The 24,703-nt window shown below is 70.5% G+C and carries 24 protein-coding genes and 1 pseudogene; 10 read left to right on the top strand and 15 right to left on the bottom strand.

Translation table 11 applies throughout. The features are described 5' to 3' along the window. From ABZ459_RS51810 to ABZ459_RS51795, 4 genes are all read right to left on the bottom strand, one after another. Positions 1-261, bottom strand: a 261-nt coding sequence (locus tag ABZ459_RS51810; RefSeq protein WP_357988703.1) for a hypothetical protein, incomplete at its 3' end; no start/stop codon positions are given. After that, positions 261-836: a sigma-70 family RNA polymerase sigma factor gene (locus ABZ459_RS51805; protein WP_357988700.1), complete on the bottom strand. Its 576-nt coding sequence runs from the start codon at positions 834-836 to the stop codon at positions 261-263. The genes ABZ459_RS51810 and ABZ459_RS51805, both read right to left, overlap by 1 nt. 475 nt (positions 837-1,311) lie before the next feature. Beyond that, a complete protein-coding gene (locus ABZ459_RS51800) occupies positions 1,312-1,956 on the bottom strand; it encodes a TetR/AcrR family transcriptional regulator (protein WP_357988697.1) in 645 nt (214 codons plus the stop codon). A 21-nt stretch (positions 1,957-1,977) separates the two neighbouring features. Next, the gene (locus ABZ459_RS51795) at positions 1,978-2,367 is read right to left on the bottom strand and encodes an NAD(P)H-dependent oxidoreductase (RefSeq protein WP_357988694.1); all 390 of its coding nucleotides are present in this window, start codon (positions 2,365-2,367) and stop codon (positions 1,978-1,980) included. A 126-nt stretch (positions 2,368-2,493) separates the two neighbouring features. Here ABZ459_RS51795 and ABZ459_RS51790 point away from each other — a divergent pair, with 126 nt between their 5' ends. From ABZ459_RS51790 to ABZ459_RS51780, 3 genes are all read left to right on the top strand, one after another. Further along, on the top strand, positions 2,494-3,642 hold the full coding sequence (locus ABZ459_RS51790; protein ID WP_357988691.1) for an MFS transporter: 1,149 nt from the start codon (positions 2,494-2,496) through the stop codon (positions 3,640-3,642). A gap of 141 nt (positions 3,643-3,783) precedes the next feature. Beyond that, positions 3,784-4,347 carry a D,D-peptidase/D,D-carboxypeptidase VanY-N gene (gene vanY-N / locus ABZ459_RS51785; RefSeq protein WP_357988688.1) on the top strand — a complete coding sequence of 188 codons (564 nt, stop codon included), beginning with the start codon at positions 3,784-3,786 and terminating at the stop codon, positions 4,345-4,347. A gap of 6 nt (positions 4,348-4,353) precedes the next feature. Continuing rightward, on the top strand, positions 4,354-6,210 hold the full coding sequence (locus tag ABZ459_RS51780) for an ATP-binding protein (RefSeq protein WP_357988685.1): 1,857 nt from the start codon (positions 4,354-4,356) through the stop codon (positions 6,208-6,210). 1 nt (position 6,211) lies between these two features. Here ABZ459_RS51780 and ABZ459_RS51775 read toward each other — a convergent pair whose 3' ends face one another. The 4 genes from ABZ459_RS51775 to ABZ459_RS51760 all read right to left on the bottom strand — a co-directional run bounded on the left by ABZ459_RS51775 (position 6,212) and on the right by ABZ459_RS51760 (position 9,971). Continuing rightward, positions 6,212-6,904, bottom strand: coding sequence for an aspartate/glutamate racemase family protein (locus tag ABZ459_RS51775; RefSeq protein ID WP_357988682.1), 693 nt, complete (start codon positions 6,902-6,904; stop codon positions 6,212-6,214). Between the two features lie 73 nt (positions 6,905-6,977). After that, positions 6,978-8,357 (bottom strand): UDP-N-acetylmuramoyl-tripeptide--D-alanyl-D-alanine ligase, encoded by a 1,380-nt coding sequence (murF, locus tag ABZ459_RS51770; RefSeq protein ID WP_357988679.1) that lies wholly within the window; start codon positions 8,355-8,357, stop codon positions 6,978-6,980. 37 nt (positions 8,358-8,394) lie between these two features. Beyond that, a complete protein-coding gene (locus tag ABZ459_RS51765) occupies positions 8,395-9,351 on the bottom strand; it encodes a D-alanine--D-alanine ligase family protein (protein WP_357988676.1) in 957 nt (318 codons plus the stop codon). A gap of 101 nt (positions 9,352-9,452) precedes the next feature. Next, on the bottom strand, positions 9,453-9,971 hold the full coding sequence (locus ABZ459_RS51760; protein ID WP_357988673.1) for a hypothetical protein: 519 nt from the start codon (positions 9,969-9,971) through the stop codon (positions 9,453-9,455). A 266-nt stretch (positions 9,972-10,237) separates the two neighbouring features. Here ABZ459_RS51760 and ABZ459_RS51755 point away from each other — a divergent pair, with 266 nt between their 5' ends. After that, entirely contained in the window at positions 10,238-10,423 is a 186-nt protein-coding gene (locus ABZ459_RS51755; protein ID WP_357988670.1) for a hypothetical protein, read from the top strand. Here the strand turns inward: ABZ459_RS51755 and nuoH are convergent. After that, complete coding sequence (nuoH, locus tag ABZ459_RS51750; protein ID WP_357988667.1) at positions 10,411-11,658, bottom strand: NADH-quinone oxidoreductase subunit NuoH; 1,248 nt, start codon at positions 11,656-11,658, stop codon at positions 10,411-10,413. The genes ABZ459_RS51755 and nuoH overlap by 13 nt on opposite strands. Positions 11,659-11,715: 57 nt before the next feature. After that, positions 11,716-12,492 carry a helix-turn-helix domain-containing protein gene (locus ABZ459_RS51745; protein ID WP_357988664.1) on the bottom strand — a complete coding sequence of 259 codons (777 nt, stop codon included), beginning with the start codon at positions 12,490-12,492 and terminating at the stop codon, positions 11,716-11,718. Positions 12,493-12,844: 352 nt separating this feature from the next. On the opposite strand from ABZ459_RS51745, the gene ABZ459_RS51740 reads away from it, so the two are divergent. Beyond that, the gene (locus ABZ459_RS51740; protein ID WP_357988661.1) at positions 12,845-13,537 is read left to right on the top strand and encodes a recombinase family protein; all 693 of its coding nucleotides are present in this window, start codon (positions 12,845-12,847) and stop codon (positions 13,535-13,537) included. Positions 13,538-13,617: 80 nt separating this feature from the next. Continuing rightward, the gene (locus tag ABZ459_RS51735; RefSeq protein ID WP_357988658.1) at positions 13,618-14,757 is read left to right on the top strand and encodes a DUF6183 family protein; all 1,140 of its coding nucleotides are present in this window, start codon (positions 13,618-13,620) and stop codon (positions 14,755-14,757) included. A 339-nt stretch (positions 14,758-15,096) separates the two neighbouring features. Here the strand turns inward: ABZ459_RS51735 and ABZ459_RS51730 are convergent, their stop codons facing one another. The 4 genes from ABZ459_RS51730 to ABZ459_RS51715 all read right to left on the bottom strand — a co-directional run bounded on the left by ABZ459_RS51730 (position 15,097) and on the right by ABZ459_RS51715 (position 20,895). Further along, a complete protein-coding gene (locus ABZ459_RS51730; RefSeq protein ID WP_357988655.1) occupies positions 15,097-16,659 on the bottom strand; it encodes a hypothetical protein in 1,563 nt (520 codons plus the stop codon). Next, entirely contained in the window at positions 16,656-17,552 is an 897-nt protein-coding gene (locus tag ABZ459_RS51725; RefSeq protein ID WP_357988652.1) for an ABC transporter ATP-binding protein, read from the bottom strand. The genes ABZ459_RS51730 and ABZ459_RS51725 overlap by 4 nt, the downstream gene beginning before the upstream one ends. 86 nt (positions 17,553-17,638) lie before the next feature. Continuing rightward, positions 17,639-20,305, bottom strand: a complete 2,667-nt coding sequence (locus tag ABZ459_RS51720) for an AAA family ATPase (protein WP_357988649.1) — start codon at positions 20,303-20,305, stop codon at positions 17,639-17,641. Next, the gene (locus tag ABZ459_RS51715) at positions 20,305-20,895 is read right to left on the bottom strand and encodes an AraC family ligand binding domain-containing protein (RefSeq protein WP_357988646.1); all 591 of its coding nucleotides are present in this window, start codon (positions 20,893-20,895) and stop codon (positions 20,305-20,307) included. Before ABZ459_RS51715 ends, ABZ459_RS51720 begins: the two co-directional genes overlap by 1 nt. On the opposite strand from ABZ459_RS51715, the gene ABZ459_RS51710 reads away from it, so the two are divergent. Both ABZ459_RS51710 and ABZ459_RS51705 read left to right on the top strand, forming a co-directional pair. Continuing rightward, on the top strand, positions 20,894-21,988 hold the full coding sequence (locus ABZ459_RS51710) for a phytanoyl-CoA dioxygenase family protein (protein WP_357988643.1): 1,095 nt from the start codon (positions 20,894-20,896) through the stop codon (positions 21,986-21,988). The two genes, ABZ459_RS51715 and ABZ459_RS51710, sit on opposite strands and share 2 nt — an antisense overlap. A gap of 216 nt (positions 21,989-22,204) precedes the next feature. Continuing rightward, positions 22,205-22,327 (top strand): annotated as a pseudogene (locus ABZ459_RS51705) (recombinase family protein); the annotation flags it as partial. A 312-nt stretch (positions 22,328-22,639) separates the two neighbouring features. Here ABZ459_RS51705 and ABZ459_RS51700 read toward each other — a convergent pair. Further along, positions 22,640-23,206, bottom strand: a complete 567-nt coding sequence (locus ABZ459_RS51700; RefSeq protein ID WP_357988640.1) for a helix-turn-helix domain-containing protein — start codon at positions 23,204-23,206, stop codon at positions 22,640-22,642. A gap of 93 nt (positions 23,207-23,299) precedes the next feature. Between ABZ459_RS51700 and ABZ459_RS51695 the strand changes: the two genes are divergently transcribed. Then, positions 23,300-24,184, top strand: a complete 885-nt coding sequence (locus tag ABZ459_RS51695) for an SDR family oxidoreductase (protein WP_357988637.1) — start codon at positions 23,300-23,302, stop codon at positions 24,182-24,184. Between the two features lie 97 nt (positions 24,185-24,281). Next, on the top strand, positions 24,282-24,703 hold a 422-nt coding region (locus ABZ459_RS51690), incomplete at its 3' end, for an SDR family NAD(P)-dependent oxidoreductase (protein ID WP_357988634.1).

Raw genomic sequence — 24,703 nt, 5'->3', positions numbered from 1 at the left:
CATCGCCGAGCCGCCGCCGAACACGCCGGGCAGCAGCAGCGCTGCCGCGATGCCGGCGGCCACCCCTCCGCCGGCAACGGTGAGACGCCTGGCGGTGAGTACGCGAGGGCTGCTGGTCGTCGCTGCGGGCGCCCCCATGGGGTCGGTGGCCATCACCCGGGCCAGCAGGGCCTGAGCCTTGGGGTCGATGCTGGTGTCCAGGTCAGCGGGGGTGACGGCCGGGTCGAGGCCGCGCAGGGCGTGGTCGAGGGTGTCGTTCATCACATGCTCCTGGAGTCCACGGTGGCGGTCGCCACGGGCTGGGTCGTAGTGGCGGGGGCGGCGTCGGCGTGGTGGCGCAGGGCACGCCGGGCACGGGCGAGCCTGAGCCGGAACGCGACGGGAGTGATGCCGAGCACCCGCGCGGCCTGTGGGGCTGTGAGGCCATCCCACACGGCCAAGGCGAGCGTCTCCTGGTGGCGCGGGCTGAGCCGCCGCCACGCCTGGACGAGGTCGAGCCGACGTGCCACCAGATCGGGGTCCAGCCCGGCCGCCGCGGCGTCGGTCAGCCGGCTGTCGGCGATGCGGACGGTGAGCGCCTGCCGTCGCTGGTCGGCCCGCAGCCCGTTGCGGAGAGTGCGGTGCGCCACGCCGAACAGCCAGGCGCGCGCCTCGTCCGCCGCACGCGGCACGTCGTCCAGGCGCCGCCAGGCGACGAGGAACACGTCGGCGACCACGTCCTCGGCGTGGGAGGGGGGGACGCGACGTTCGACGAACCGCAGCAACGCGGCGTACGTCTGCTCGTAGAGGTGGGCGAAGCGCTGGCTGCGCGGCGGCCCGGTGTCGGTGACGTTCATACCCAGGTCATGTCCGGCGGGCCCGCAGGTGTGTCGCGAAACCGGGGTCCTCGTAGTTTCAGCCGTGAATCCAGCGCAGTAAGGCCTGACCTGCGCGTAACCGCCCGGGTGAGCCCCGGGTACGCCGTCCGATCGATCGAGGCCATCCAAACCTCCAGGGACCATTGCTAAGCAGCCGAAACGCAAGGACCTTAACGATCAGCGATCAAGCCCGCGGCCCGTTTCCGCCGTCTTCCGGTGGCCCCCCGGTGTGCCGCCTACGTCGCCTACTCCGGGCGCGGTCGGCCGCCGAGCTACTGCAGCAAGTCCTGCCGGGTGCGCACCACCGAGCGCTGCCTGCAGCGCGACATCGCCGCGGCGATCGTGGGCGCCGAGCCGGTGCGCGAGGTCCGCACCGAGACCACAGTCCGCGTCCAGACCCGCCGACCATCGAAACCCAGGAGAGCGCTTCAGCGCGAACTCCTGGCGCATCACGCTAAGGGACGGTGGGGGCGTAACTGCGCAGGAAGGCCCGTACGCCGATGGTGACGAGCTGAGTGATCTCTTCCTGGGGCAGTGGGACGGCGCCGTAGAACGTCTGCTGGTTGACATCGGTGACGGTCAGCAGGGTGAGGTGGGCGGCGGCGCTGTCGGCGTCCTGGATGTCCAGCAGGCCGCGGTCGGCGATCCGGCGCAGGTATGGTGCCAGGCGCAGGTGCCCGGTCTGTGGTCCGGCTGCGATCCAGGACTTCAGGATCGGTGGGGGGATGTGCGCGGCCTCGGCCTCGATGGCCCGTACCAGAGCGAAGTGATCGGGAAAAGAGGTCACTGCGGCGACCCGGTCGAGGGAGAAGTCGATCAGGTCCTGCTCCAGGTCCACGATTTTGTGCAGGTGCCGGTCCATGATCTGTGCGATCGCGGCGGTGACGTCCTCGGCGCCTTCCAGCGCGACGGTCAGGAACAGCTGTTCCTTGTCGGTGAAGTGGTTGTAGACCGTCCGCTTGGACACCCCGGCCGCGGCGGCGATGGCGTCCATGCTGGCGCGGGTGTAGCCGTCGCGGCCGAACACACGGCGAGCGGCTTGGGTGATCGCCTGCCGCTTGTCCGCTCTGCCGTACGGCTCGGGCCGGCTCAGGGTCATCGGTGTCCTTTCGGGCTGGGGCTACTTGGCCGCAGTGTACGGGCGGACCTTGCGTGACAGGGCGTTGAGCAGTTCTCGCAGCAGGTCGGCGGTGTAGGGGTCGCTCAGCTCGCGTTCGCCGGTGAAGCGGGTGTCACAGTGGAACACCGTGACCTCCGGTTTGACCACGACTTCGGCCCCCACCGCGGCCAGGATCTGGCGGAGGGCGAGTTGCGCGCGTACCGAACCGAACGGTCCCGGTGAGGCGCCTGCGATGGCCACCGGCTTGCCACGCAACAACCCTTCGGGTGGGGTGCTCGCCCAGTCGATGGCGTTCTTCAGTACGGCCGGGACCGAGGCGTTGTGTTCCGGGGTGGCGATCAGCAGGGCGTCGGCGGCGGCGATGCGGGCCCGGAATTCGGCGACCGGCACGGGTGGCGTACCGCTGTCCAGGTCAAACTACACCGATGAGTGCAAATTCTACACTATTCGGTGTACTTTGAGCGAGTGATCCATGCAACTGCACACAGGGGACGGATCTCCGTCCTCTCTCTCGCCTTGCTGGCGACGCCGACCTCACTCAGCGCCAACAGCACCACCACCGTCATCCCCGCTCTGGCCCACGCGCTCGACATCTCGGCCGCCGACGCCACCTGGGCCGCCACCGCCTTCGGCTGGGGTGGCGTGCTGGGCGCCCCACTCACCGCCGCGCTGCTGCGTACCCGCGGCAGCCGCGTCGCCACACTCGCCAACGCCGCCCTGGTGCTGCTCGGCACGCTCCTGGTGGCACTCGCGCCGGCGCTGCCGATGCTGCTGGCCGGACGCGCCGCTCAGGCTGCCGGCGGGGGCGGCCTGGTGACCCTCGCCATCACCCTGGCCGGGACGACCTCCCGGACAGGCGTGATCACCGCCGGAGTCGGCCTCGTCGGCGCGTTCGGCCCGCTGGTCGGCTCCACCCTGTCAGCGATCTCCTGGCGGACGCCGCTGCTGCTGTCCGTGCCCGCGCTGCTGGCCGTCCCCGCCGTCCTGCGCCACACCCCCGCACACCCCCACGATCATGACGCCGGACCCGCCGACGCCTCCGCGCCCACCGACATCGTCGGCATCCTGCTGGTGATGACGCTGATCAGCGCGTTCATCCTGACCCCGCGCCTGGGCCCGGCCACACTGGCCGCAGCCGCCATCGCGACCGCGCTCCTGACCCAGCACATCCGCAGGAACAACGCCGGGTTCATCCCCCGGGCGGTGGTGAGCTCCCGCGTGTTCATCATCGCCTCGGCGACCGCGTGCGCGCTGTCCACCTCCTACTTCGCCCTGCTCTACACCGTTCCCAGAATGCTGGAACGTCACTGGCCGGCCGAACGGATCGGGCTGGCGACGTTGGTCATGCTGGCCGCCGGCTCAATCGCCTCGCTGCTGTTCACCCGCTGGACCTCCCGGTACGACCCCGCCCTCACCCGGACGGTCCTCCTGACCGCCGGCACCGTGGCCGTGGCCCTGCCGCTGGCCGCGCCCTGGCCGACGGCCCTCGTGGCGGCCAACGCGTTCGCAGTGTTCGCCGCCACGGCGGCGATGGCCTGGCACTCCGATCGCGCCGGCAAGGCCGTGCCAGGCGAGCATCGAGCCACCGCGCTCGCCCTGTTCACCCTGTGCTACCAACTCGGCGGCGCCTTCGGTCCGGCGCTGGCCAGCCTCCTGATCGCGTAAGCGGGAGCTCCGGTCCCAGCACTGGAGGATGCCCGTCCTGGTAGTTCGCTCGACGGTGAGAGGCGCACAGCCTGGGGCCGTCGACAAACGGTGACATTCGGGGGACGACGCGCTCATATTTGGCGCCAAGGGTGGTTCGTCATGGACGAACCACGCACCATCCCTCCCCGGCCCCGAGACAGGCTGTACGCCGCGGCCACGCTGGTGCTCGCCGTGCTGCTGCTGCCGCCAGCCCTCGTTCGCCATCCAGGCCGCGCCCGCGAACTGGCCTGCCGCTGGGCGTTGCGGATGCGCTTCCCCGCCGAGAACCTCGCCGGGCTCACCGACGGCGCGACGGCCGCGTTCACCGCGGCACGGACCGAGGCGCTGTGGCGTCACGGCCAGCTCATCGGCGTCACCTCCGGGTACCGCGACCCCGTCGTCCAGCAGCGGATGTTCGACGACGAGGTGCGCCGTTCCGGCTCTCCGTACCTGGCCCGCATGCTCGTGCTGCCACCGGCCGAGTCCAGCCACGTCAAGGGCATCGCCCTGGACGTGCGCCCGCACGAAGGCGCTCGCTGGCTGGAGGAGCACGGCGCCCGCTACGACCTCTACCGCCTGTACGACAACGAGTGGTGGCATTTCGAGCACCGCCCGGACAGGCGGGGCATACCGCCGCGACGGCTCCCCCACCCCGGCGTGCACCACCTCTTGGAGAAGGGGTAGCGATCCATGTCCGGTTCTCTGGGGCGGCGGCTGCGCGCGGCGCGCGAGATGGCGTTCGTGGGGCGGGAGGAGGAGCTCGCGCTTTTCACCACGGCGCTGTACAGCGGCGCCCGCAGCGTCCTGTACGTGCACGGTCCGGGCGGCATCGGGAAGTCGGCCCTGCTGCGGCGCTTCGCCGACGAGGCCGAGACGGCGGGGCGGCCCGTGTCCATGCTGGACGAGCGCCTGATGGACCCGGCGGCCTGCCAGGACGACGCGGTGCTGCTGTTCGACGGTTTCGACCGCGTGCAGAGCCTGGAGGGGTGGCTGCGCGAACGGTTCCTGCCGCGGGTGCCCGCGGGGGCGCTGGTGGTGATCGCGGGACGGAACCCGCCGGATGTGCGCTGGCAGGCGGACCCGGCATGGGCGGGGTCGCTGGAGGTGCTGCCGCTGCGCGATCTGCGGGCCGCGGACGCGCACACCCTGCTGGACGCCGCCGGTGTGCCGGCCGAGGCGCGCGAGCCGCTGCTCGCCTTCGCCGGCGGTCACCCGCTGGCGCTGCTCCTGGGGGCGGCCGTGGCGGCGAAGGACGGCGGGCGATGGAGGCCTGATCAGGACCTGGTGGCCGAGTTGCTGGATCAGCTGGTGGGCGAGCTGCCCTCGGCCGCGCACCGGCGTGCCCTGGAGATCTGCGCGCACGCGTACAGGACGACGGAGGACCTGCTGCGGGCGGCCTTCCCCGAGGACGCGGGGACGCTGTTCCGCTGGCTGCGGCGGTTGCCGTTCGTCGAATCGAGCGGTCTCGGGCTGTTCCCGCACGGCGTGGTCCGGCGGCTGCTGGAGGCGGACCTGCGCTGGCGGGACCCCGAGGCGTACACGGTGATGCACGAGCGCGTGCATGCGCGCGTGGCGGACAGGGTGCGTACGGCGAGCAACGCGGACGTGCCCGGCGCGGTGGCGGCACTGCTCCATCTCCACCACGGGCCGCCTACCGGCGACGGCGAGTTCCAGGAAGAGGCCTTGCCACAGGCGGAGGCCGGCATCCTGGTGCAGGAGGCGGCATTCTGGGTGGAGCGTCAGCCGGAAGCGTTCCGCCTCTATCGAAGCGCCGAGACGGGCGAGCCGGTGGCTCTCTCCGCGTGGCTGCGGTTGACGGAGCTCGATGAGGAGGAGCTGGCGGCCGATCCCGTCGTGGCCGCGGCGTGGGCGCACGCGCGCGCCACCACCCCGCTGCGCGCCGGTGAGCACCTGGCGGTCAGCAGGCAGTGGGTGCTGCCGCCGTACCGCGGTAACTCGCTGTTGCTGGAGCTGATCCAGTGGCGAGCGCTCGGCAACTGTCTGCGGGCCGAACGGCTGGCCTGGTCGTACATCGAAGCACGGACGGAGCGGTATCACGGGATGCGTGACATCTCCGGCGGCCTGTTCGTTCATGACTGGCGGGCGGTGCCCGCGCAGGCGTGGCTGGAGCAGATGGTCAAGAGGCCCGCGAGCGGCCCTGGCGCCGCTACGGCGAGACTGGCGGTGCTGTCCAGGGAGGAGTTCGCCGACGCGGTCCGCGGAGCGTTGCGCAGGTTGCCGCGGCCGGACGAGCTGGCCACCTCCCCCCTGACGCGCACCAGGCTGGTCGCCGAGGAGCAGAATCCCGCCACGGCTCTGGGTGACCTGCTGCGCCAGGCGATCGGCGACCTGAGCGAGGACCCGCGCTCGGTCAAGTTCCATCGGGCGCTGTCCGTCACGTTCCTCTGCGGTACGCCCACGCAGGAGCTGGCCGCGGAACGGCTCGGCATCCCCTTCACCACCTACCGCCGCCACCTGGCGGCCGGCATCGAACGGGTCTGCGCCGACCTGTGGCACCGCGAGCTGTACGGAACCAGCCGTACGTGAATCACTCGGCGAGGGCGAACCCGACCGCCGCCTCGGCGTGCAGCCGGGCGCTCGGCAGCACAGGGATCGGGCTGTGCTTCTCACTGATCAGCAGCTCGATCTCCGTGCAGCCGAGGACGACGCCCTCCGCGCCGTCGTCCGCAAGGTCCTGGATGATCCGCGCGTAGGCGTCCCTGGACGCTTCCCTGATCACCCCGCGCACCAGCTCGTCGAAGATCACGTCGTGGACCAGCTTCCGCTGTTCGCGACGCGGGACGACCACCTCGACGCCGTGGGCGGCCAGCCGATCCAGGTAGAACGGCTCCTCCATGGTGAACCTGGTGCCGAGCAGGCCGACCTTGCGCATGCCCCTGGCGCGGATCTCGGCGCCCACGGTGTCGGCGATGTGCAGCACCGGCACGCCCACGGCCCGCTCCACGTCGTCGCTCACCCGGCTGAAGGTGTTGCTGCAGACGAGCAGGACGTCGGCGCCGGAATCCTCCAGTCGCCTGCCCGCACCGGTCAGCAACGTGCTCACCTCGTCCCAGCGGTCGGCGAAGATGAGGTCCTCGACCGTCGTGTAGTCGACCGACCAGATGAGGCTGTTGGCGGAATGGCTGCCGCCGAGGTGCTCGCGGGTGCGCTGGTTGATGATCTGGTAGTAGATCACCGTCGATTCCCAGCTCAACCCGCCGATAAGACCGATGGTGCGCATGGAACTCCGTTTCGCCGGCTCGTCGCCGGAAGGCTTGACAGGGTGGCTGGTCATTCGGCAGAACAGAAGCTGTTCAGGCGTCGGCCAGCGCGCGGGCGCAGGTGCCGAGCCCGATCTCGCTCGAGGCCTTGACGAACACCACGTCGCCCGGTTCGAGCAGCGAGCCGGCCAGCTCGGTGGCGCCGGACACGTCCTCGACCGTGTGGACGGCCACGCCCCGGTTCGCGGACTCCGCCGCCCACGCCATCGCGAGCGGATCCCCCTCCCCCACCGCGATCAGCACGTCGAAGCGGAGGTCGGCGACGAGCCGGCCGATCTCGACGTGCCGGGCGCGCGAGGTGTCCGCCTGCTGCCCCATCGCGCCGAGCACGGCGACGGTACGGCGGGCGCCCGCCATCGCCCGCACCGCCCGCAGCCCGGCCTTCATGGACTCGGGGCTGGCGTTGTAGGCGTCGTTGACGATGGTGATGCCGTCACGTCGTTCGACGATCTCCAACCGGCCCGCGGAGCGCCGCCGGGCGGCGTTCAGTCCCTCGGCGATCTCGGCGGCGCCCAGGCCGAGCGCGGTGGCCACGGCGGCGGCGGCCAGCGCGTTGCCCACCTGATGCTCGCCTATGAGGTCGAGCGTGACCGGGGCGCCGCCGTCCGGCGTCACCAGCTCGAACACGGGCCGCGCGCGGTCGTCCATCCGCACGCCTTCCGCCCGCACCTGCGCCCCCGCCGCCGCGCCGTACAGCAGGACCTTGGCCCTGGTACGGCCGGCCATCCCGACGACGTACGGGTCGTCGGCGTTGAGCAGCGCGTACCCGTCCGCCGGAAGCGCCTCGACCAGCTCGCCCTTGGCCTCGGCTATGTCGGCCGGCCCGGATCCCATGCGCTCCACGTGCGCGCTGCCGACATTGAGCACCAGCCCAAGCTGCGGTGGCGCGAGTCCGGTCAGGTACGTCAGGTCGCCCTTCCTGCTGGCCCCCATCTCCAGCACCAGGTACCGGGTGGCGGCATCGGCGCGCAGCACGGTGAGCGGCAGTCCGAGCTCGTTGTTGAACGACCTGTCCGTGGCGACCGTCTCGGCGTGCCGTTCGAGCACCTGCGCCAGCAGGTCCTTGGTGGTGGTCTTGCCCACGGAGCCGGTCAGGCCGATCACGGTCGGGCTGATGCGTCCGAGCAGGTGCTTGGCCAGCACGCCGAGCGCGAGCTGTACGTCGTCGACCACGAGGGCGGGCACGCCGACGGGCCGCGAGGCCAGCACGGCGACGGCGCCGCCCTCGACGGCACGGCCCGCGTAGTCGTGGCCGTCGACGCGGGCGCCGACCGTCGCGGCGAACAGGCCGCCGGGCACCACCTCGCGCGAATCGACCGCCGCGGGCGCCGTCACCAGCGCGCGCGGATCGCGCACGTCGTGCAGGCTCGCGCCGACGACCTGCGCGATCCTCTCCAGCGTCGTGGCGATCACTTGCCCCTCCTGACGGTCACTTGCCTGCTTCCGGCGATCACTTGCCGCTCCGGGCGAACGCGAGGTCGATGAGGCGGCGCAGCAGATCCGGGTACGGGACACCGCTCTCGGCCCAGGCCCTGGCGTAGACGGAACGGGCCGTGAAGCCGGGCATGGTGTTGATCTCCAGCACGTACAGGCGTCCCGACTCCTCCTCGTAGAGGAAGTCGACCCTGGCCAGGCCGTAACCGCCGATCGCCCGGAAGGCGCGCAGCGACATCTCGCGCACGTCCTCGGCCACGCGTTCAGGCAGGACGGCGGGGATCGTGGCGATCTCGGCATTGCTGAGGTACTTGGCCTCGTAGTCGAGCCAGTCGCCTGGCACGAGGAGCTCGCCGGGCAGCGACGCCTCCGGGAAGTCGTGACCGCCGAGCACGCTGCAGATGAGCTCGCGCGCGGCTACCTCCTGCTCGACGATGACCAACCGGTCGTGGGTCAGCGCCAGCTCCACACCCGCGCGCAGCTCCTCCATCGTGGTGACACGCGAGATGCCGATGGAGGAGCCCAGACCGGACGGTTTCACGTACATCGGCCAGTCGAGCGACTTCACCAGCCCCCAGGAGTCGATGGTGGCGCGCCATTCGTGCTCGGTGAACCACACACCCGGAGTGACAGGGATGCCCTCCGCCAGGAACGCGCGCCGCATCGCGACCTTGTCCATCGCCACGGCGGAGGCCCGGACGCCGCAACCCACGTACGGGATGCCCAGCGTCTCCAGGTGCCCCTGGACGACGCCGTCCTCGCCGAACGGTCCGTGCAGCACCGGGAAGACCACGTCCACCTGATCGCGTCGCAGCTCCACCGGCCACCTGCCCTGGCGGTCGATGATGACGGGCACGGGCTCGTACAGCTCCTTCGGCAGGGCGTCGAGCACGGCGTGCGCCGACAGCAGCGACACCTCGTGCTCGGCGGACGGCCCGCCGGCCAGCACCGCCACGCGTACGCGTTCTGTCACTATCGATCAGCCTTCCTCGGTGGGACGGTCGCAGGACCTGCCTGCCGAGTGTCGGCATTTCACCTGACCAGTTCCCAGGCCATTCACTGTCCAATTTCCGGCTATGGGCGCATGAGTGGGCCGAAGATGTCCACGCCTGTGCCGCCGCGGCTCCCACCGTCACCGTTCCAGCCCAGTGCGTCGATGGCGCTGGCCGCGAGGAGGCCGGTCAGCGCGGCGCTGAAGGCGGCGATCACCATGGCCTCCGCCGCGCCACGCAGCGTGTTGAGGAACCCGGCCGCCATACCGACCGCGTCGGCCGGGACCAGGGCCATGGCCTGGCCGTCGGTGATGCCGAAGGGTGCTTCCATGCCGACGCCGATCATCAGCAGCGGTGCGGCGGCCGCTGCGACCGGATTGTCGGCGTTCAGTCCCATCAGCCATAGGTTCCCCACCACCGCCAGGGCCAGAGCGATGAGGCTCCGGCCCAGAAAGGCGCGGTTGGCGACCAGGAAGGGAGCCAGGACCGGGGCGGCGCTGCGCCGCCGGGAAAGGCCGAACCACACCAGCGCGACCAGCCCGGCGACGGCGGTGACCAGGATGAGCGGATGGGTCCAGCCGAACGCGGGCGCCTCCAGCAACGCGAACATCAACAGGGTCGGCGCGGCGACGAACAGCGCACTGCCCGTCAGGTCGAACGGAGCAAAGACTGGCGGCTGGGAGGTATGTGTGCAGTCGCAGCCGAGAGCGGAGGTCGCGAACGGCGAACTCGTCCGGAACTCTGCGCTGAGGGCCCGTAGAAGGCCGGCAGCGTCGTGTTCGTGGAGAAGCCGGCGGCTTCGAGCTGTCCTTCGCGCTCGCCCCGCCGCACGCCATCGGCCAGTACCAGGGGCTGTTCGGGATGGGCATGAGCGCGCTGGAGTTCCTCGGCCCGGCCGTCGTTACCACGCTGTGCCTGGGCTGGAGCCGCCCCGGCTGGATCGCCCTCGGCGTCGGCTTCGCCCTCGTCGGCCTCCTGGTGCCACCCGCGGCCCGGCTCGCCGAACGGCAGGCCACCCTGGTCAGCGCCCGGGTGGCGGATCAGCGGCCGTGATAGTGCGGTAGATCGAGCGGCGGCACCGGGAAGCCGCCTGCGGTCGGCTCTTCGCCGAGCTCCTCGAACTCGGCGTCGACCTGTGCCTTCCTGGCTTCCCTTCGCCGCTGGCCGACGGTGTCGAACCGCATCCAGATGGCCAGTACGCCGACGGCGATGACGACCCCGAGCGCGATGGAGACGACTCCCGGGCTCTGCGTGATCGTCCGGACGGCGGCGACGAGGAGGATCCAGCCCAGGTTGACCGGGATGAGGACCTTCCAGCCCAAGGACATGAGCTGGTCGTAGCGCACGCGGGGCAGCGAGGCGCGGACCCAGATGATGAAGCAGAACGTCAGCACGAACTTGATGAAGAACCAGAGCATCGGCCACCAGCCCTCGTTCGCGCCCGCCCACAGCGAGATCGGGAACGGCGCCCGCCAGCCACCCATGAACAGGGTGACCGCGATGCCGGAGGCGGTGAACGTGTGCAGGTACTCGCCCATCATGATCAGAGCGAACTTCAGCGACGAGGAGTACTCCGTCTGGAACCCGCCGACCAGCTCACCCTCACCCTCGGGCAGGTCGAACGGAATCCGCGCCGCGTCACCGAACATGCAGACCACATACACCAGGAACGACGGCAGCAGCATGATGCCGTACCACAGCGACGTCTGCGCGTTCACGATCTCCGAGGTCGACAGCGTCCCGGCGAAGATGAAGACGGCCACGAACGACAGGCCCATCGCGATCTCGTAGGAGACCACCTGCGCCGCCGAACGCAAACCACCGAGCAGCGCGTACGGCGAGCGCGAGGACCACCCGGCCAGCACCACCCCGTACACCGAGATGGCCCCCATCGCCAGCATGAACAACACCGCCACCGGCAGATCGACCAGCTGCAACGGCGTCTGGTGCCCGAACATCCACACCTTCGGCCCGAACGGCACGATCGAGAACGCCACGAACGCCGGAACCACCATCATGACCGGAGCCAGCAGATACAGCACCTTGTCCACGGTGTTGGGGAAGAGATCCTCCTTCAACCCCATCTTGATCGCGTCCGCCACCGACTGCAGGATCCCGAAGGGGCCCGCCCGGTTGGGGCCGATGCGGTTCTGCATCCTGGAGATGAGCTTGCGCTCGAACCAGACCCCGAACACGACCCCCAGCGACAGGAAGAGGAACAGGAATACCGCCTTGACGATGGTGATCCCCAGCGGATCCCTGCCGAAGTCGGCGAGCGTGACTCCCATGACGTGCTGCCCCTTCCCGTCCCGGGCACGCCGTTCGGCCGGGAGCGGAAGGTCACGCTATTCGGCGAGCCGCCCGGTGTCTTGAACGAATGCGAACAGCTGCGCGGGCGTCAGCCGCGACATCGCCCTGATCTCCCGGCTGAGATGCGGCTGGTCGGCGAAACCACAGCTCAGGGCCGCGTCCAGGGTGGCTGACGGGCGGCGCCAGCTGTCCACGGTCCGCTGGAAGCGGGCGATCCGGGCGACGGTCTTGGGTGACAAACCCACCACTCTGCGAAATCCGAGCTCGACGTACCGCCTGCTGACACCGACCTCGGCGGCGAGGCCCGCGATCGTGCGCGGACAGTCCGGGGCCTGCAGCCGCCACCAGGCGCGCATGATCAGGTGGTCGCGTCCCGGGCCGGGGCACAGCCACGCCGTCAGGCGCTCCCACAGCAGGGCGAAGCGCTCGTCCCAGCTCGCTGACTCGCCCAGCCGCCCCGCCAGCTCCTCGGCCCGGACGCCGAGGAGGTCAGCGAGCGGCACGGTCGCCCCGGCCACCTCCCGGACCGGCGCGCCCGTCAGCGCGGACATCCCGACGGGGGTGAGCCCGACCGCCATCCCGTGACGCCACGGCGTGCGGACCGCGAACGTCGCGGTGGCGCGCGGGCCGGTGACGATCGGGCTCATGCCGGTGAAATCGACGATCAAGGTGGCCGCGTTGAGCGGCAGCATCCGCGCGTCCTCCGCCGTCCGCGTCCGGAACCCCGCCGCCCCCAGCGCGTACGGGCGCAGGTGCAGCGGCGACCGCCGCACAATCATCTCGTACGGCTCAGCCTGCCTCAGCGCGGGCACCGAGTGGATCATGCCGTGGTCGGCAGGAGCATGGCGCGTGCCTGACGTGCCTTACATGCCAGACCGACCATGGATAACGCATCAGACACGTTCTGAATCCTTCATGTGCCTAGCATGCCTGACACTCCAACAGCACCGAAGATGACCGGAGCACCGCGGCCTTCGAACGCGAACGCGAGTCCCTGATCATGATGTGCGGCATACCGGCGGAGTTCCTCCCGGAGGCCCACGAATGGGATTTCAGCCGACCGGGCACCTTCGGGATCCTGTGACCGGCTGAGCCTGCCGTGCTCACGGCACCCGTTCCACTTCCTTGGAAGTGGAACGGCCACCGGGCTGGGTGGTGGCATCTGTGGAAACGGACACCACGGGACAGCCCTCGTTCCACAATTCGTTCCACTTGGTGCGTTCCGAAAAGAGCGTATGGGAACGATTTCCGGTACGACCTCGGGATGGAACCGGGAACGATCATGCTCCACCCGGACTCGAGCTCGGGTATGCCCGGGTTTCGACCACGCAGCAGTCCCTCGACCGGCAACTGGACGCTTTCGCCGCGGCCGGGATCACCGACGAGCGGACCTACATCGACAAGAAGACCGGCACCAACCTCGACCGCGACGGACTGAACCGGCTGCCGGCTTATGCCCGGCCCGGCGACACCATCGTCGCGCACACCCTCGACCGGATCGGCCGCAACCTGCGCGAGGTGCTCAACCTCGTCCACGAACTATCGGAGAAGAAGATCGGAGTACGGTCGCTGGCCGACCCACTGCCCATCAATACCGCCGACGAGGGGATGGGACGCATCGCCTTCCTCCTCCTGGCTCTGTTCGCCGAGATGGAACGCAGCTTCACCACCGAACGCGCCGCCCACGCCCGCGCCGTCGCTGAAGCCAACCACCGCCAGATCGGCCGACCTCTCGCCCACCCCGAAGACAAGATCGAATACGCCCGACCCTTGCAGGCCCGGGGCGACTCCCTCGGCGTCATCGCAGGCAAGACGGGTATCCCCAAGACTTCGCTGCACCGCTACCTCGGCGACTGACAGCTGCGGCCGTTGCGGAATCGAGGGTTTCTGAGACCGCCGGAGACTGGTCTTGATCGCGAACCGCGTACGCTCAGAGCATGTCCGACTCGATCAAGCAGACCGTTGAAGCCCTGTCGGGCATGGACGACGTGAACAGTGTGCGCGACCTGGCGGAGCGAAGGCTGACCCAGGGAGATGCCATGTTCGTCGCAGATCTTGGAATCGCCCTCTTCAAGCGGTTCGGGGCATCCTCCAATCCGATCTGGCAGTACCGAAGCGTGTTCGACTCCGTTCTGCGTCTTCTGACCGTCGCAGCCGGACGTGAGCACATGGAGCAGACGCTCCGCCTTCTTGCGGTCGTCGAAGAAGGAGACCGCAAGAAGGCGCGGTATCTGGCGTCACTCCTTGCCTCCAACCATTCTGCAGAGGACCTGGCGCAGGTCTTCGCCGGTGGGTTGCGGAGCGAGGGCGGCTCAGAGGAACTCCGGGCATGCCTCGTTCATGAACTGATCCTCCGGGACTCGGTCATCGAAAATGTGCCGGCGATCGCGAAGTGGGCCACGTCTCCGCACTGGAGCCACCACCCCTTGCGGTGGCTTCCTCTGAGACGCTCACCAGTGGAAGAGGGACACGAGCTTCCCGGCTACAGCGTTCGCGGCTCCAGCCACTCGCTTCCCTTCGGACCGTCAGACGAAGGATCAGCGGTCACCTCCGAGAAAGGCGCCGCTCCACCCCCGGTCCGGGAGATCAGCACGCCCGAGACTTCCGAGGCCATCGAGAGCGCCGTCACGAACTGGGCAGAGGAATCGAACGGCCGGATCGAATCCAGATCATTCGAGCTCGACGGACCTGCAGGATCGATCGCCGACCTGCTCGCCGCGCTGAATCTCGAATGCCTCAGTGGTCTCGGCCGCAAGATGACGCTGTCGACTTCTTCCTGTCCACCTTCTCGGGCCTGGCAGGTGTTGTTCGCCGCCGCGTCCACGGGAGGCGCCTACAACCAAGGCCTCTACGGCGCGTACGGCAGGCTGGCCGCATGGCAGTCGCTCCGCGGCTTGACCGGAACGTCGGGCGGGGAGGCCTTCGCCGACGCCGAACAGCGAGTCCAGACATCCCGCTGGTACACCTTCGGAGCGACCACGAAATGGTTCGAGCAAGTCGCCTGGGACATCGGCATCACCGCCCTGTCTCCGGATAACCAACGACTACGCTTGCTCGCCGCAACCGACACGGACTGATCTTGCGCGGGATCCTCAGGAAGCCATGAGCCCTCTGCGCTCAGCCGTCTGTGCACACGACTTCAGAAATCCGTGCAGTTGACTTCGGGCATCGACAAAGTCGTCGTCGCGCGCCCCAGAAGTGTTTCATAGGAGTGTTTCAAAGGATCACCCGTTTGAACCGACTCATGAAACAGCATTCGCCCTGGACGTGCCCGGCCGGAGGCAGTGTTTCATGGGTGTTTTCGCTTATGAAACACCGCACCCGACTGCGCCATCGAGAGTGTGGGCATGGTGCTGGGGGTACGGAGAGATCCGCCCTGGAGTCCAGGGCGGATCTCTCCGTGGCGTCGCTGGGGCTCAAGTGAGTGCCCTGCGTCTGATGGCGGCGAGGCCGGCCACGATGAGGACGGCGGTGATGCCTGTCATGATCGCGATGGCGGTGGCGGTGAAGGGCTCGCCAGTGATGACCATGGGCAGGTTGGGGTAGGGCACGGCGTACTTGGCGATCCGGTAGTCGATGCCGAGGATCGGGCCGAGTACCTCGCCGAAGAGGTTGACGAACAGGAAGGCCGCCCAGGAGATCGCGGCCGCGGCGCGGGGCAGCAGGCCGAAGGCCAGGACGCCGACCCCGGCCATCATCCAGGTGGCGGGCACTTGCACCAGGGCGCCGGCGAGGACCTTGCCGGGCGCTCCGGCCACCAGGCCCATGGTCAGTCCCGCGGTGGCGAGGATCAGGGCGGTTCCGGCCAGGGCGAAGAGCAGGTGGCCGGCGACCCAGCGCGCGCGGGAGACCGGGGTGGACAGGAGCAGCTCAGCTCGGCCGGTGGTCTCCTCGCTGCGCAGCCGCAGCAGGGCCAGCAGCGGGTAGAGGGCCGAGACGTAGCCGAGGCTGAGCACGATCAGCCACAGGTAGGCGTCGGTCATGGTGGCCTCGGGCGAGGCGGTGTAGCGGCGGAAGAACTCCTCGACGGCGGCGCCCTGCCGGGCGACCTCCTCGATGGAGGTGGCCAGGGCGCCCAGAACCAGCCCGGCGATCGCGTATCCGGCGATCCAGCCGGCGAGCAGGCCCTTCTGCAGCCGCCGGGCCAGGCGCAAGGGGCTGCGCAGCCGGTCGGAGGCGGCCGGGCCGGGACGTTCGGGAATCAGGCCGTGACCGAGGTCGCGCCGGGTGAGCAGCCGGTAGGCCAGGGCGAGGGTCGCGGCGGTGAAGGCGAGGCTGAGCAGCAGCACGGTCACGTTGTTGTCCCCGTACGGCCGTACCAGGTGCGACCAGCCTTGCGGTGAGAGCCACTTGAGCGCGGCCAGGCCGCTGCCGTCGGCGACGAAGCGCAGCACGTAGCTGAGGCCCAGGCCGAGCGCGGCCACGCCGATCGCGGTACGCGCGGTCTGGGTGAGCTGGGCGGCCACCGCGCCCATGCCGGCGAAGACCAGGCCGGCGGCCGTGATCGCGGCGCCGAAGGCCAGCGACCCGGCCGCGCCCGCGCCGGTCGCGGCCATGGCGGCGGCGGTGAGCAGCCCGGCCAGGACGGCCGAGCCGCAGGCGACGGCGAGCGCGGCGGTCAGCGGTGCCAGGCGGCCGACCACGCCGGCGCCGACCAGTTCGGCGCGGCCGGACTCCTCCTCGCCCCGGCTGTGCCGGACGACGGTGAGGATCATGATCAGGCCGAGGATGGTGTAGATGGCGTCGGCGTTCTTCCAGACCGCCATGCCGGCCAGGGTGGCGGAGGGGATCTCGCCGGCGAACGCGGTCAGCGCCTGGTTGGCGGCCATCTCGCGGGCGAAGGCTGCGATGTCGGGAATGCCGGCGGCGTACCGCTGGACCTGCCCGGCCGCGAGCGTGACGAGCAGCAGCAGCCAGAGCGGGACGATGAGGCGCTCACGCTTGAGCGCGAGCTTGGTCAGGGTCCAGGTGCCGTTCATCGCTCCGTCCTCTCGCTCTCGTAGTGGCGCAGGAACAGGTCTTCCAGCGAGGGCGGGGTGCAGGTCAGGTCGCGTACGCCCACCCTGATCAGCTCGGCCAGCGCCGCGTCCAGCCGGGTACGGTCCACCTCGAAGGAGATCCGGTTTCCCTCGATGCGCACCGCGTGCAGGTCCGGCATCCGGGCCAGCCCCTCGGGTGGGGAGGCCAGCTCGGCGGTGACCTGACTGCGGGCCAGACCGCGTAGCTGGGACAGGGGGCCGGCCTGCACCGTCCGGCCCCGGCGGATGATCGTGACGCGGTCGCACAGCGCCTCCACCTCCGACAGGATGTGACTGGACAGCAGCACGGTCCGGCCGCGGGCCTTCTCCTCGGCCACACACTGCTGGAAGACCGCCTCCATCAGCGGGTCCAGGCCGGAGGTGGGCTCGTCCAGGATGAGCAGGTCGGCGTCGGACGCGAACGCCGCCACCAGCGCCACCTTCTGCCGGTTGCCCTTGGAGTAGGTCTTGGCCTTCTTGCGCGGGTCCAGCTCGAACCGCTCCAACAGTTCCGCCCGCCGGGCTCGGTCCAGGCCGCCGCGCAGCCGGCCGAGCAAATCGATCACCTCGCCGCCGGACAGGCCCGGCCACAGGCTCACGTCACCCGGCACGTACGCCAGCCGCCGGTGCAGCTCGGCCGCCTCGCGCCACGGGTCACCAGCCAGCAGCGTCACCCGGCCGGCGTCGGCCCGCAGCAGGCCCAGCAGGGTCCTGATGGTGGTCGACTTCCCGGCCCCGTTCGGGCCGAGGAAGCCGTGCACCTCCCCGGCTCGTACGGTCAGGTCCAGACCGTCCAGGGCCCGGGCCCGGCCGAAGGACTTGACCAGTCCCTCCACGTCGATGGCCAGTTCCATGGCCGCCACACTCCTCGTCTTGTTCCTTTTGGTGCTGGTCAAGACGTTAGAAGCGGCGATCATCCGGCGGTATCGGGCATGTGCCCCTATTCGAGGCTCAGGCGGGCCAGCTCCGTCCGGGTGGAGACGCCGAGCTTGGGGAAGGCGCGGTAGAGGTGGTGGCCGACGGTCTTGGGGCTGAGGAACAGCCGCGCGGCGATCTCCTTGTTCGTCGCACCGGTCGCCGCGAGCCGTACCACCTGCAACTCCTGCGGGGTGAGCTGGGCCGCCGCGTCCGCCGTCGCCGTGGGGACGGAGCTTTCGCCGGCCGCGCGCAGCTCAGCGCGGGCATGCTCGGCCCACGGTGCCGCGCCGAGCCGTTCGAACCGCTCCAGCGCCTCGCGCAGGTGCGTGCGGGCCTCGGCCTTGTGCCGCTCGCGGCGCAGCCATTCGCCGTACAGCAGCTCGGTACGGGCCCGTTCGAACGGCCGGACCTCGCCCTGCAGCTCCAGTGCCCGCACGTACAGGGAGCCATCCCCGCTCGTCAGCGCACGGCAGCGCAGCACGAGACCGTCCTCCCACGGCAGGCGGGCGGCGGCGGCCCACTGCTCCAGCCGGGCCAGCGGCTCCGCGGCGCGTTCCGGACGGCCGAGCCGAACGGCCGCCTCCACCTGGTCGGCCGCGAAGTGCACGCCGGGGCCCACGTGCCGGATCGGGCCGCAGGTGGCCGTCTCCAGCCGGTCCAGAGCCGCCTCGTACCGGCCCCGGCCGAGGTCGAGCAGCGCCAGCGCCCACTCGCACCACGCGGCCACGAGCGCGTTGGCGTGCGCGGGGAAACGCCGCAGGCTCCGCTCGGCAGGACGCGTGCCGGGCTCGTCGCCGCGGACGGCGGCCGCGTACGCCAGCAGCGCCTCGGCGTGCGCCATCCGGCTGGGCTGGCCGGTGTCCTCGGCGATGCGCAGCGCCTCGCTCGCGGACTGGATCGCGTCGCGATGACGACCCAGGTTGATCTCGGCGGTCGCGAGGGTGCACAGCACCATCGGCAGCCAGCCGACGGCCCCGCTCGCGCGGCTCTCCTCGGCCAGGCCGGCCATGATGTCGCGGGTGTCGTCGTAGTCGCCGGTCAGTAGCGCCTGCGACGCCACGTTGAGCCGCAATCCCGGCGGGCCGTTCCTGCCCTGCGCGACGTGCTCACGCAGCAGCGCCACGCCCTCGGCGGCCTCAGCCGCGTCGTCGGAGTACAGCTTCAGCGCCCCGCCTATGGAGGCGACGAGCTTGTCCCTGGACGGATCCGGAGGCAGCATTTCGAGCATTCGGTGGGCCTGCGCCACCCGTCCGGGATCACCTGCCGACCAGGACGCGCGCGCCGCGTCCGCCAGCATCGACGCGGCGGCGTCCGCAGCGAGCGGCGCGACCTGGCGCGCCGCCGCGACCAGCACCTCATGGACCGTGCGCAACGAGCCGTGCTCGAACTCCACCCGGGCCCGCACGGTCGCGACGCGCGCCAGCACCCGGGCGTCCTCGGTGAGCCGCGACGCCTGACCGGCCAAGTGGCGGGCGCGGTCGGGCAGCCCCGCGTCCACGGCGATCTCGGCGGCCAGCACCAGCCGCCGCGCCCGCTCCGCTTCCTCGGAGGTGAGCCGGACGGCTCGCTCCAGCGCCGTGACCGCCGTGGCGTGCCCGGAACGCCGGCGGGCGCGCAGGGCGGCCGCCTCCAGGTCCGCCGCCACCTCCTCATCCGGCCCGGTGGCCGCCGCCGCCCGGTGCCAGGCCGCCCGGTCGGGGTCGCCGGCCAGCGCGTCCGCGAGCGCGGCGTGCGCGGCCAGCCGGTCGGTGAAGGGCGCGCCCCGATAGGCGGCCGTACGGATGAGCGGATGCCGAAAGACGACCGTCTGCTCCGCTACGGTGATCAGCCCCTCGCCCTCGGCCGCCGCCAGCGCGTCCGCCGCCAGCCCGAGAACCGTCATGGCCCGCAGCGTGGCCGCCAGCGCGCCACTCTCCTCCGCCGCCGCGACCAGCAGGGCGTTACGGGCCGGCGCGGGCAGTTTGCCGATGCGTTGCTGGTAGGCGTCCTGCAGCCGGTGCGGCAGCGGGAGGTGCCCGGGCTCGCCGTCGTCGGTCTTGGGCAGTTCGAGCAGGGCCAGCGGGTTGCCGTCGGCCTCGGACAGCACCCGGTCCCGTATATGCACCGGCAGGTCGGGAGCGTGCTCGGCAAGCAGCGCCCGCGCAGCCGTCGCATCCAGCCGCTTGAGCGCCAGTTCGGGCACGCCCGGCAGGGCAGCTCCCTCGCGCGCCGCGAACAGCAGGAACACCTTCTCGGCCATCAGCCGGCGGGCGGCAAACGCCAGCGCCTCGGCCGACGGCCGGTCCAGCCACTGCGCGTCGTCCACCAGGCACAACACCGGCCCCTCCGCGGCCAGCTCCGCCAGCAGCGACACCGTGGCCAAGCCGACCAGGAACCGGTTGTCGCCCCCCTCCGCGGCCAACCCCAGCGCCGCCCGCAACGCCTCCGCCTGAGGACCGGGAAGGCCGGGCAGGTGCCCCATCGCTCCGGACAGCAGCACCTGCAGCGCCGCAAATGGCAGCTCGGCCTCGCTCTCCACGCCCGTGCAGCCGAGCACCTGGAACTCCTGGCCCGAACCCGCCCACCGCAGCAGCGCCGACTTGCCACCACCCGGCTCACCCAGGACCATGACGGCACCGCCCCGGCCAGAGGCGGCCTCCGCCAGGAGCCGGCCGAGTTCCCGCTGCTCCCGCTCCCGCCCATACAACATCAGGCGCTCCTTGCGCTCCCAGGCCTGGTGATATCAACGCTGGGCAGCATACGCGTTTGGCGGTGTGCCGCTGATTGGGGCAGCGCGTGAGCGACCAGCGGGTGGCGCCGAACCCCGGACTCGCGGCCCGTCAGCATGAGCTCGTGCAGGACGGCTGCCAGGATCGCGTCCACATCCACGGGCCCCTCCGCGAGGGTCCGTCGCATCTTCACGAAGATCTGGACCATCCGCCGGGCGATGTCCGCGTCGAGCGTGGTGACCGGGCCGGCCCGGCCGATCCAGCCGAGTTCGAGATAGATCTCTGCCGCGCTGCCATCGCACAGCGTCCACCACTCCTCCCACCCTTGGTGCGGGCCGTAGGCGTGCCGCATGCCCGGACGCAGCCACACGGCCGCGGGGGCACTGATCGGATGGCGGACCCCGTCGGCGTCGATCCAGCCGTCACCGCGTACCACCAGCACCAGGGCGTACGAGTCGAGGGTGCGTGGACCGCATGGTCGCAAGGCTCCCTCCTGCCATCCGACGCCGAGGCAGGTCAGGCCCAGCCGCTCGAGCGCCGGTGCCGGGGTGAAGTAGCGAGCCCAACTCATGAGTCCAAGTGTGGCGGTCGCGCCGTCCATGGCCACCGGCGGGAGGGGGCGGCACAGTGCTGACATGCTCACTTCCAACGGTTACCGTCTTCCCTCCGGCCAGCTCGGAGAGCTGGAGGCGGTTCCAGACAACGAGCTTCGCGACCGTGAGGCGCTGTGGGAGCGTCTGCGTCGCGAGGGTTACCTGTTCCTGCGCGGCGCCTTGGAGCCGGACGTTGTCAACGCGTTCAGGGCCTACTACTTCTCGGTGATCGGCCCGGCGGCGGCGCTCACCGACAGCGGCATGGTCACCGGTGGCGGGGAGGACCGGGCCGCGATGCGGCGCTCTCTCTTCCGGGAGATCGTGCCGGGCGCGGCGTATCACGAGTTCTGCTCCCAGCAGGCGATCGCCGGCTGGTACGCGTGGTTCCTCGGCGGTGAGACCTTCCTGCACCGCCGCAAGATCATCCGCCATGTGCGTCCCGGCGAGACCGGCATCGGGACCGCCACCCAGGCCCACTACGACCTGGTCTACCTGCGTGAGGGCACCGATCGCGTGCTCAGCTCCTGGATCCCGCTCGGCGACTGCCCGCTCACCCGGGGCGGGCTCACCTACCTCGAGCGCAGCCACCACCGCGTCCTGGACCTCGAACGACGGGGGGAGCTGCGGGATCAACGCCGCCTCCATCACCGCCGACCTCCCCCGGCTGGCGGAGGAGTACGGCTCCCGCTGGCTGGTCGCCGACTACCGGGCCGGCGACATGGTCGTCCACTCGGCCTACACCGTCCATGCGGCGCTGGACAACGTCGACCCCGACGGGTTCGTCCGCCTGTCGACGGACATCCGTTACCAGCGAGCCGACCAGCCCATCGACCTGCGCTGGCAGAACCACTGGCACGACGGGGACGGGTTGTAGTTCACGTGGGGCAGGCCGTCGCGGGACGAAACTGCTCTGCCGCGCACCGCCCGATGCACCGGACCCGACGGTCTACTACCCGTACATGCAGTTGCGCCGGACCGACCCGGGCTACGAGAACGAGGTGGCCCCGGTTCAACCCGCGCGACTGGATGGAAGGCCCGGCGCTCGGGTCGGTGTCACCAGGGGCAAGGTAGCTCAGAGTGAGGGTTGACCCGACAGAACGTGCTCTGTCGGGTCTCCCCAATCACATTCGCCCAGGTCAGCGTCTAGGACACCTTGAACACCATGATTCGGCCACTGCCCGGCCCCGGTTGTCCATAGCCGTATGGGCTCCGGCGGCCACCCGCCGTCCGGGCCCTCTGACCAGCGCGGACGCTCTACTTTGCGTCTGGTGACACCGACCCGAGCTCCGGGCCGTCTTCCACGTCTTCGCCGCCCTGGCCGAGTTCATTCGCGAGCTGATCGTCGAGGGAACCCACGAGGGCCTGGCCGCCGCCAAGGCTCGCGGCGTGCGACTCGGCCGCCCACCTGCTCGACACGACAGGGGCAGAGACGGTGGCGATCGAGGTGGAGCAGGGTGACGCCCTGGGGCGACCGGCCAGCGTGCTCGCTTCGGCCCGACGCGGTCCGGCGGGCATCACGACCCGGGTCGGCGGGTTGGCGGTGGTCCGCGACGGACACCGAGGCGACAACTAGACCGTCCTCTTCTGCGATCCCGTCCGGGACGAGATTCTGCCGGGCTGCGGATTGCCGGCCGGTCGCTTGCAGACCAGGTTCGCCACCGAGGGCCCCTTCCGTACCTCCTCTGGCCCCTGCACCCGGGAACGGATGGCTGCCCCACCCGCTCAGCGGGGCGTGAACCCGTCGATCGTGAAGCGTACGAGACGGTCGGCGTCCTCCCGCGACCGCTGTTCGCGGACCCAGGCGGCTGCGTTGATCAGGGTGAACATGTCGACGCCTGTCACATCAGAGCGGACGACACCACGCTCGCGGGCGCCGGCGAGCAGCCGCTCGCTGATGTCGGTCATCCGCAGGCATGACGCGTGCAGTTCGGACGCCTCGTCGTCCAGGCCGTTCATCAGCAGGTCCGCCAGCCCGCTGTAGGTGGCGGCATGCTCGATCACCGCGTTCACCCAACTGGAGAGTGTTTCGGGGCCCTCCAGGAGGGCGACCAACCTGTCCCCGTACGCGAACAGGGCCTCGTTGCGCTCCCTGAGCAGCGCGCCGACCAACGCGCGACGGCTGGAGAAGTGGCCGTAGAGCGTGCCGATCGCGACGCCGGCCCGGCGGGCGATGCTCTCCAGCGACGTGTCGACGCCGTGCTCGCGGAAGGCGGAGTCAGCCTCCGCGAGGAGGCGTTCGTAGTTGCGTCGCGCGTCGGCGCGGGGGCGTCGGCCCGTGGTGCTCATCATGGCTCCCTGTTAATTCGAGGCCGCCTCAGCATATTGTTCTCGAGGTAGCCTCAGCTTATCGGGCGGTGATCCCCGCGCCCGGAAGGAATGTTCATGATCTTGGTAACCGGAGCCACCGGGTCCATCGGCACGCACCTGGTGCGGCGCCTCCAGCGCGATGCCGTGCCTTTCAGGGCACTGGTCCGTGACGAGGCCAAGGGCAACGCGCTGGGGTGCGACTTCGTCGTGGGCGACTTCGACGACGAAGCCTCCATCGCCTCCGCGATGGAGGGCGTCGACCGGCTGTTTCTCAACGCCGGCGGCGCACGCCCGGCGCCCGGCGAGCAACCGATGGTCCGGCAGCAGAAGACCGTCATCGACGCAGCGCGATCCGCCGGGGTGTCCAGGATCGTCAAGATCTCCGTCTGGCACGCCCACGAAGGCGGCAGGCTCGCGGAGGGTGCGCACTGGGTAATCGAGCGCCATCTGAGGGAGTCGGGGCTCGCCTGGTCGGTGCTGCAACCCAGCGGGTTCATGCAGAACTTCGTCACAGGGGCAGGCTCCTTCACCGCCGACGGCCGGCTACTGGGCGCCTATGGCGACGGCGCCGTGTCCTACGTCGACTGCCAGGACATCGCCGACTGCGCCGCCGTGCTCTTGACCGGGCCGTACGGCCGAGGCGAGACCTTCGTCGTGACCGGCCCGCAAGCGCTCACTCAGGCCCAGGTGGCCGAACAGATCTCGGACGTGCTGGAAAGGCCCGTGGAGTACGTCGACCTGTCGCCCGCCGAACTCTCCGCGGCTCTGCGGGCGCAGGGGCTCCCGGGCGGGTTCGCCGACGATGTGAGCGCGCTCTCTCTGGAGGTGGCATCCGGTTCCCTCGCCGCTACCACGACGACGGTGCAGGACCTCGCCGGCCGTCCGCCCCGCACGTTCAAGGAGTTCCTGACCGCGAACCTGGACGCTCTGCGCGCCGCCCTGCCGTCGTCGAGCGGGTGATGCCCCTACGAAAATCGTCCTGGACGGCACGCTGTGGGGCACACCGCCGGATGGCCTGCTTGCCTTCGAGCGCGCTCGAATGTCTATCTTCGCCGTCATGACTACGACAAACGGGACCAAGACCTGGATCATCACCGGTGCGAGCTCCGGGCTCGGCCTGGCGTTGGCCGAGGCGGCGCTGGCCGCGGGCGAGCACGTACTCGGCACGGCGCGACGTGCCGGCCGGTTCGACGCGCTCCGGGCTCAGTACGGCGACCGGCTGCTGCCGGTCGAGCACGACGTGCGCGACACGGACGCGGCCGCGGCGGTCGTACGGCGCGCGCTCGACGCGTTCGGGCACGTCGACGTCCTTGTCAACAATGCCGGAGCCGGGCAGGTGGGCGCCGCGGAGGAGGTCACGGACGCGCAGTTGCGCGACATGCTCGAGCAGCACCTCTTTGGCCCGGCCGCCTACGTGCGCGCGGTGCTGCCGCACATGCGTGCGCGTCGTTCCGGTGCGATCGTGCAGATGAGCAGTCA

The sequence above is a fragment of the Nonomuraea sp. NPDC005692 genome (genome assembly GCF_040631115.1).
Classification (GTDB): domain Bacteria; phylum Actinomycetota; class Actinomycetes; order Streptosporangiales; family Streptosporangiaceae; genus Nonomuraea.
Note: the sequence above shows the minus strand (reverse complement) of the source record. Positions and strands in the feature narration are given on the sequence as shown.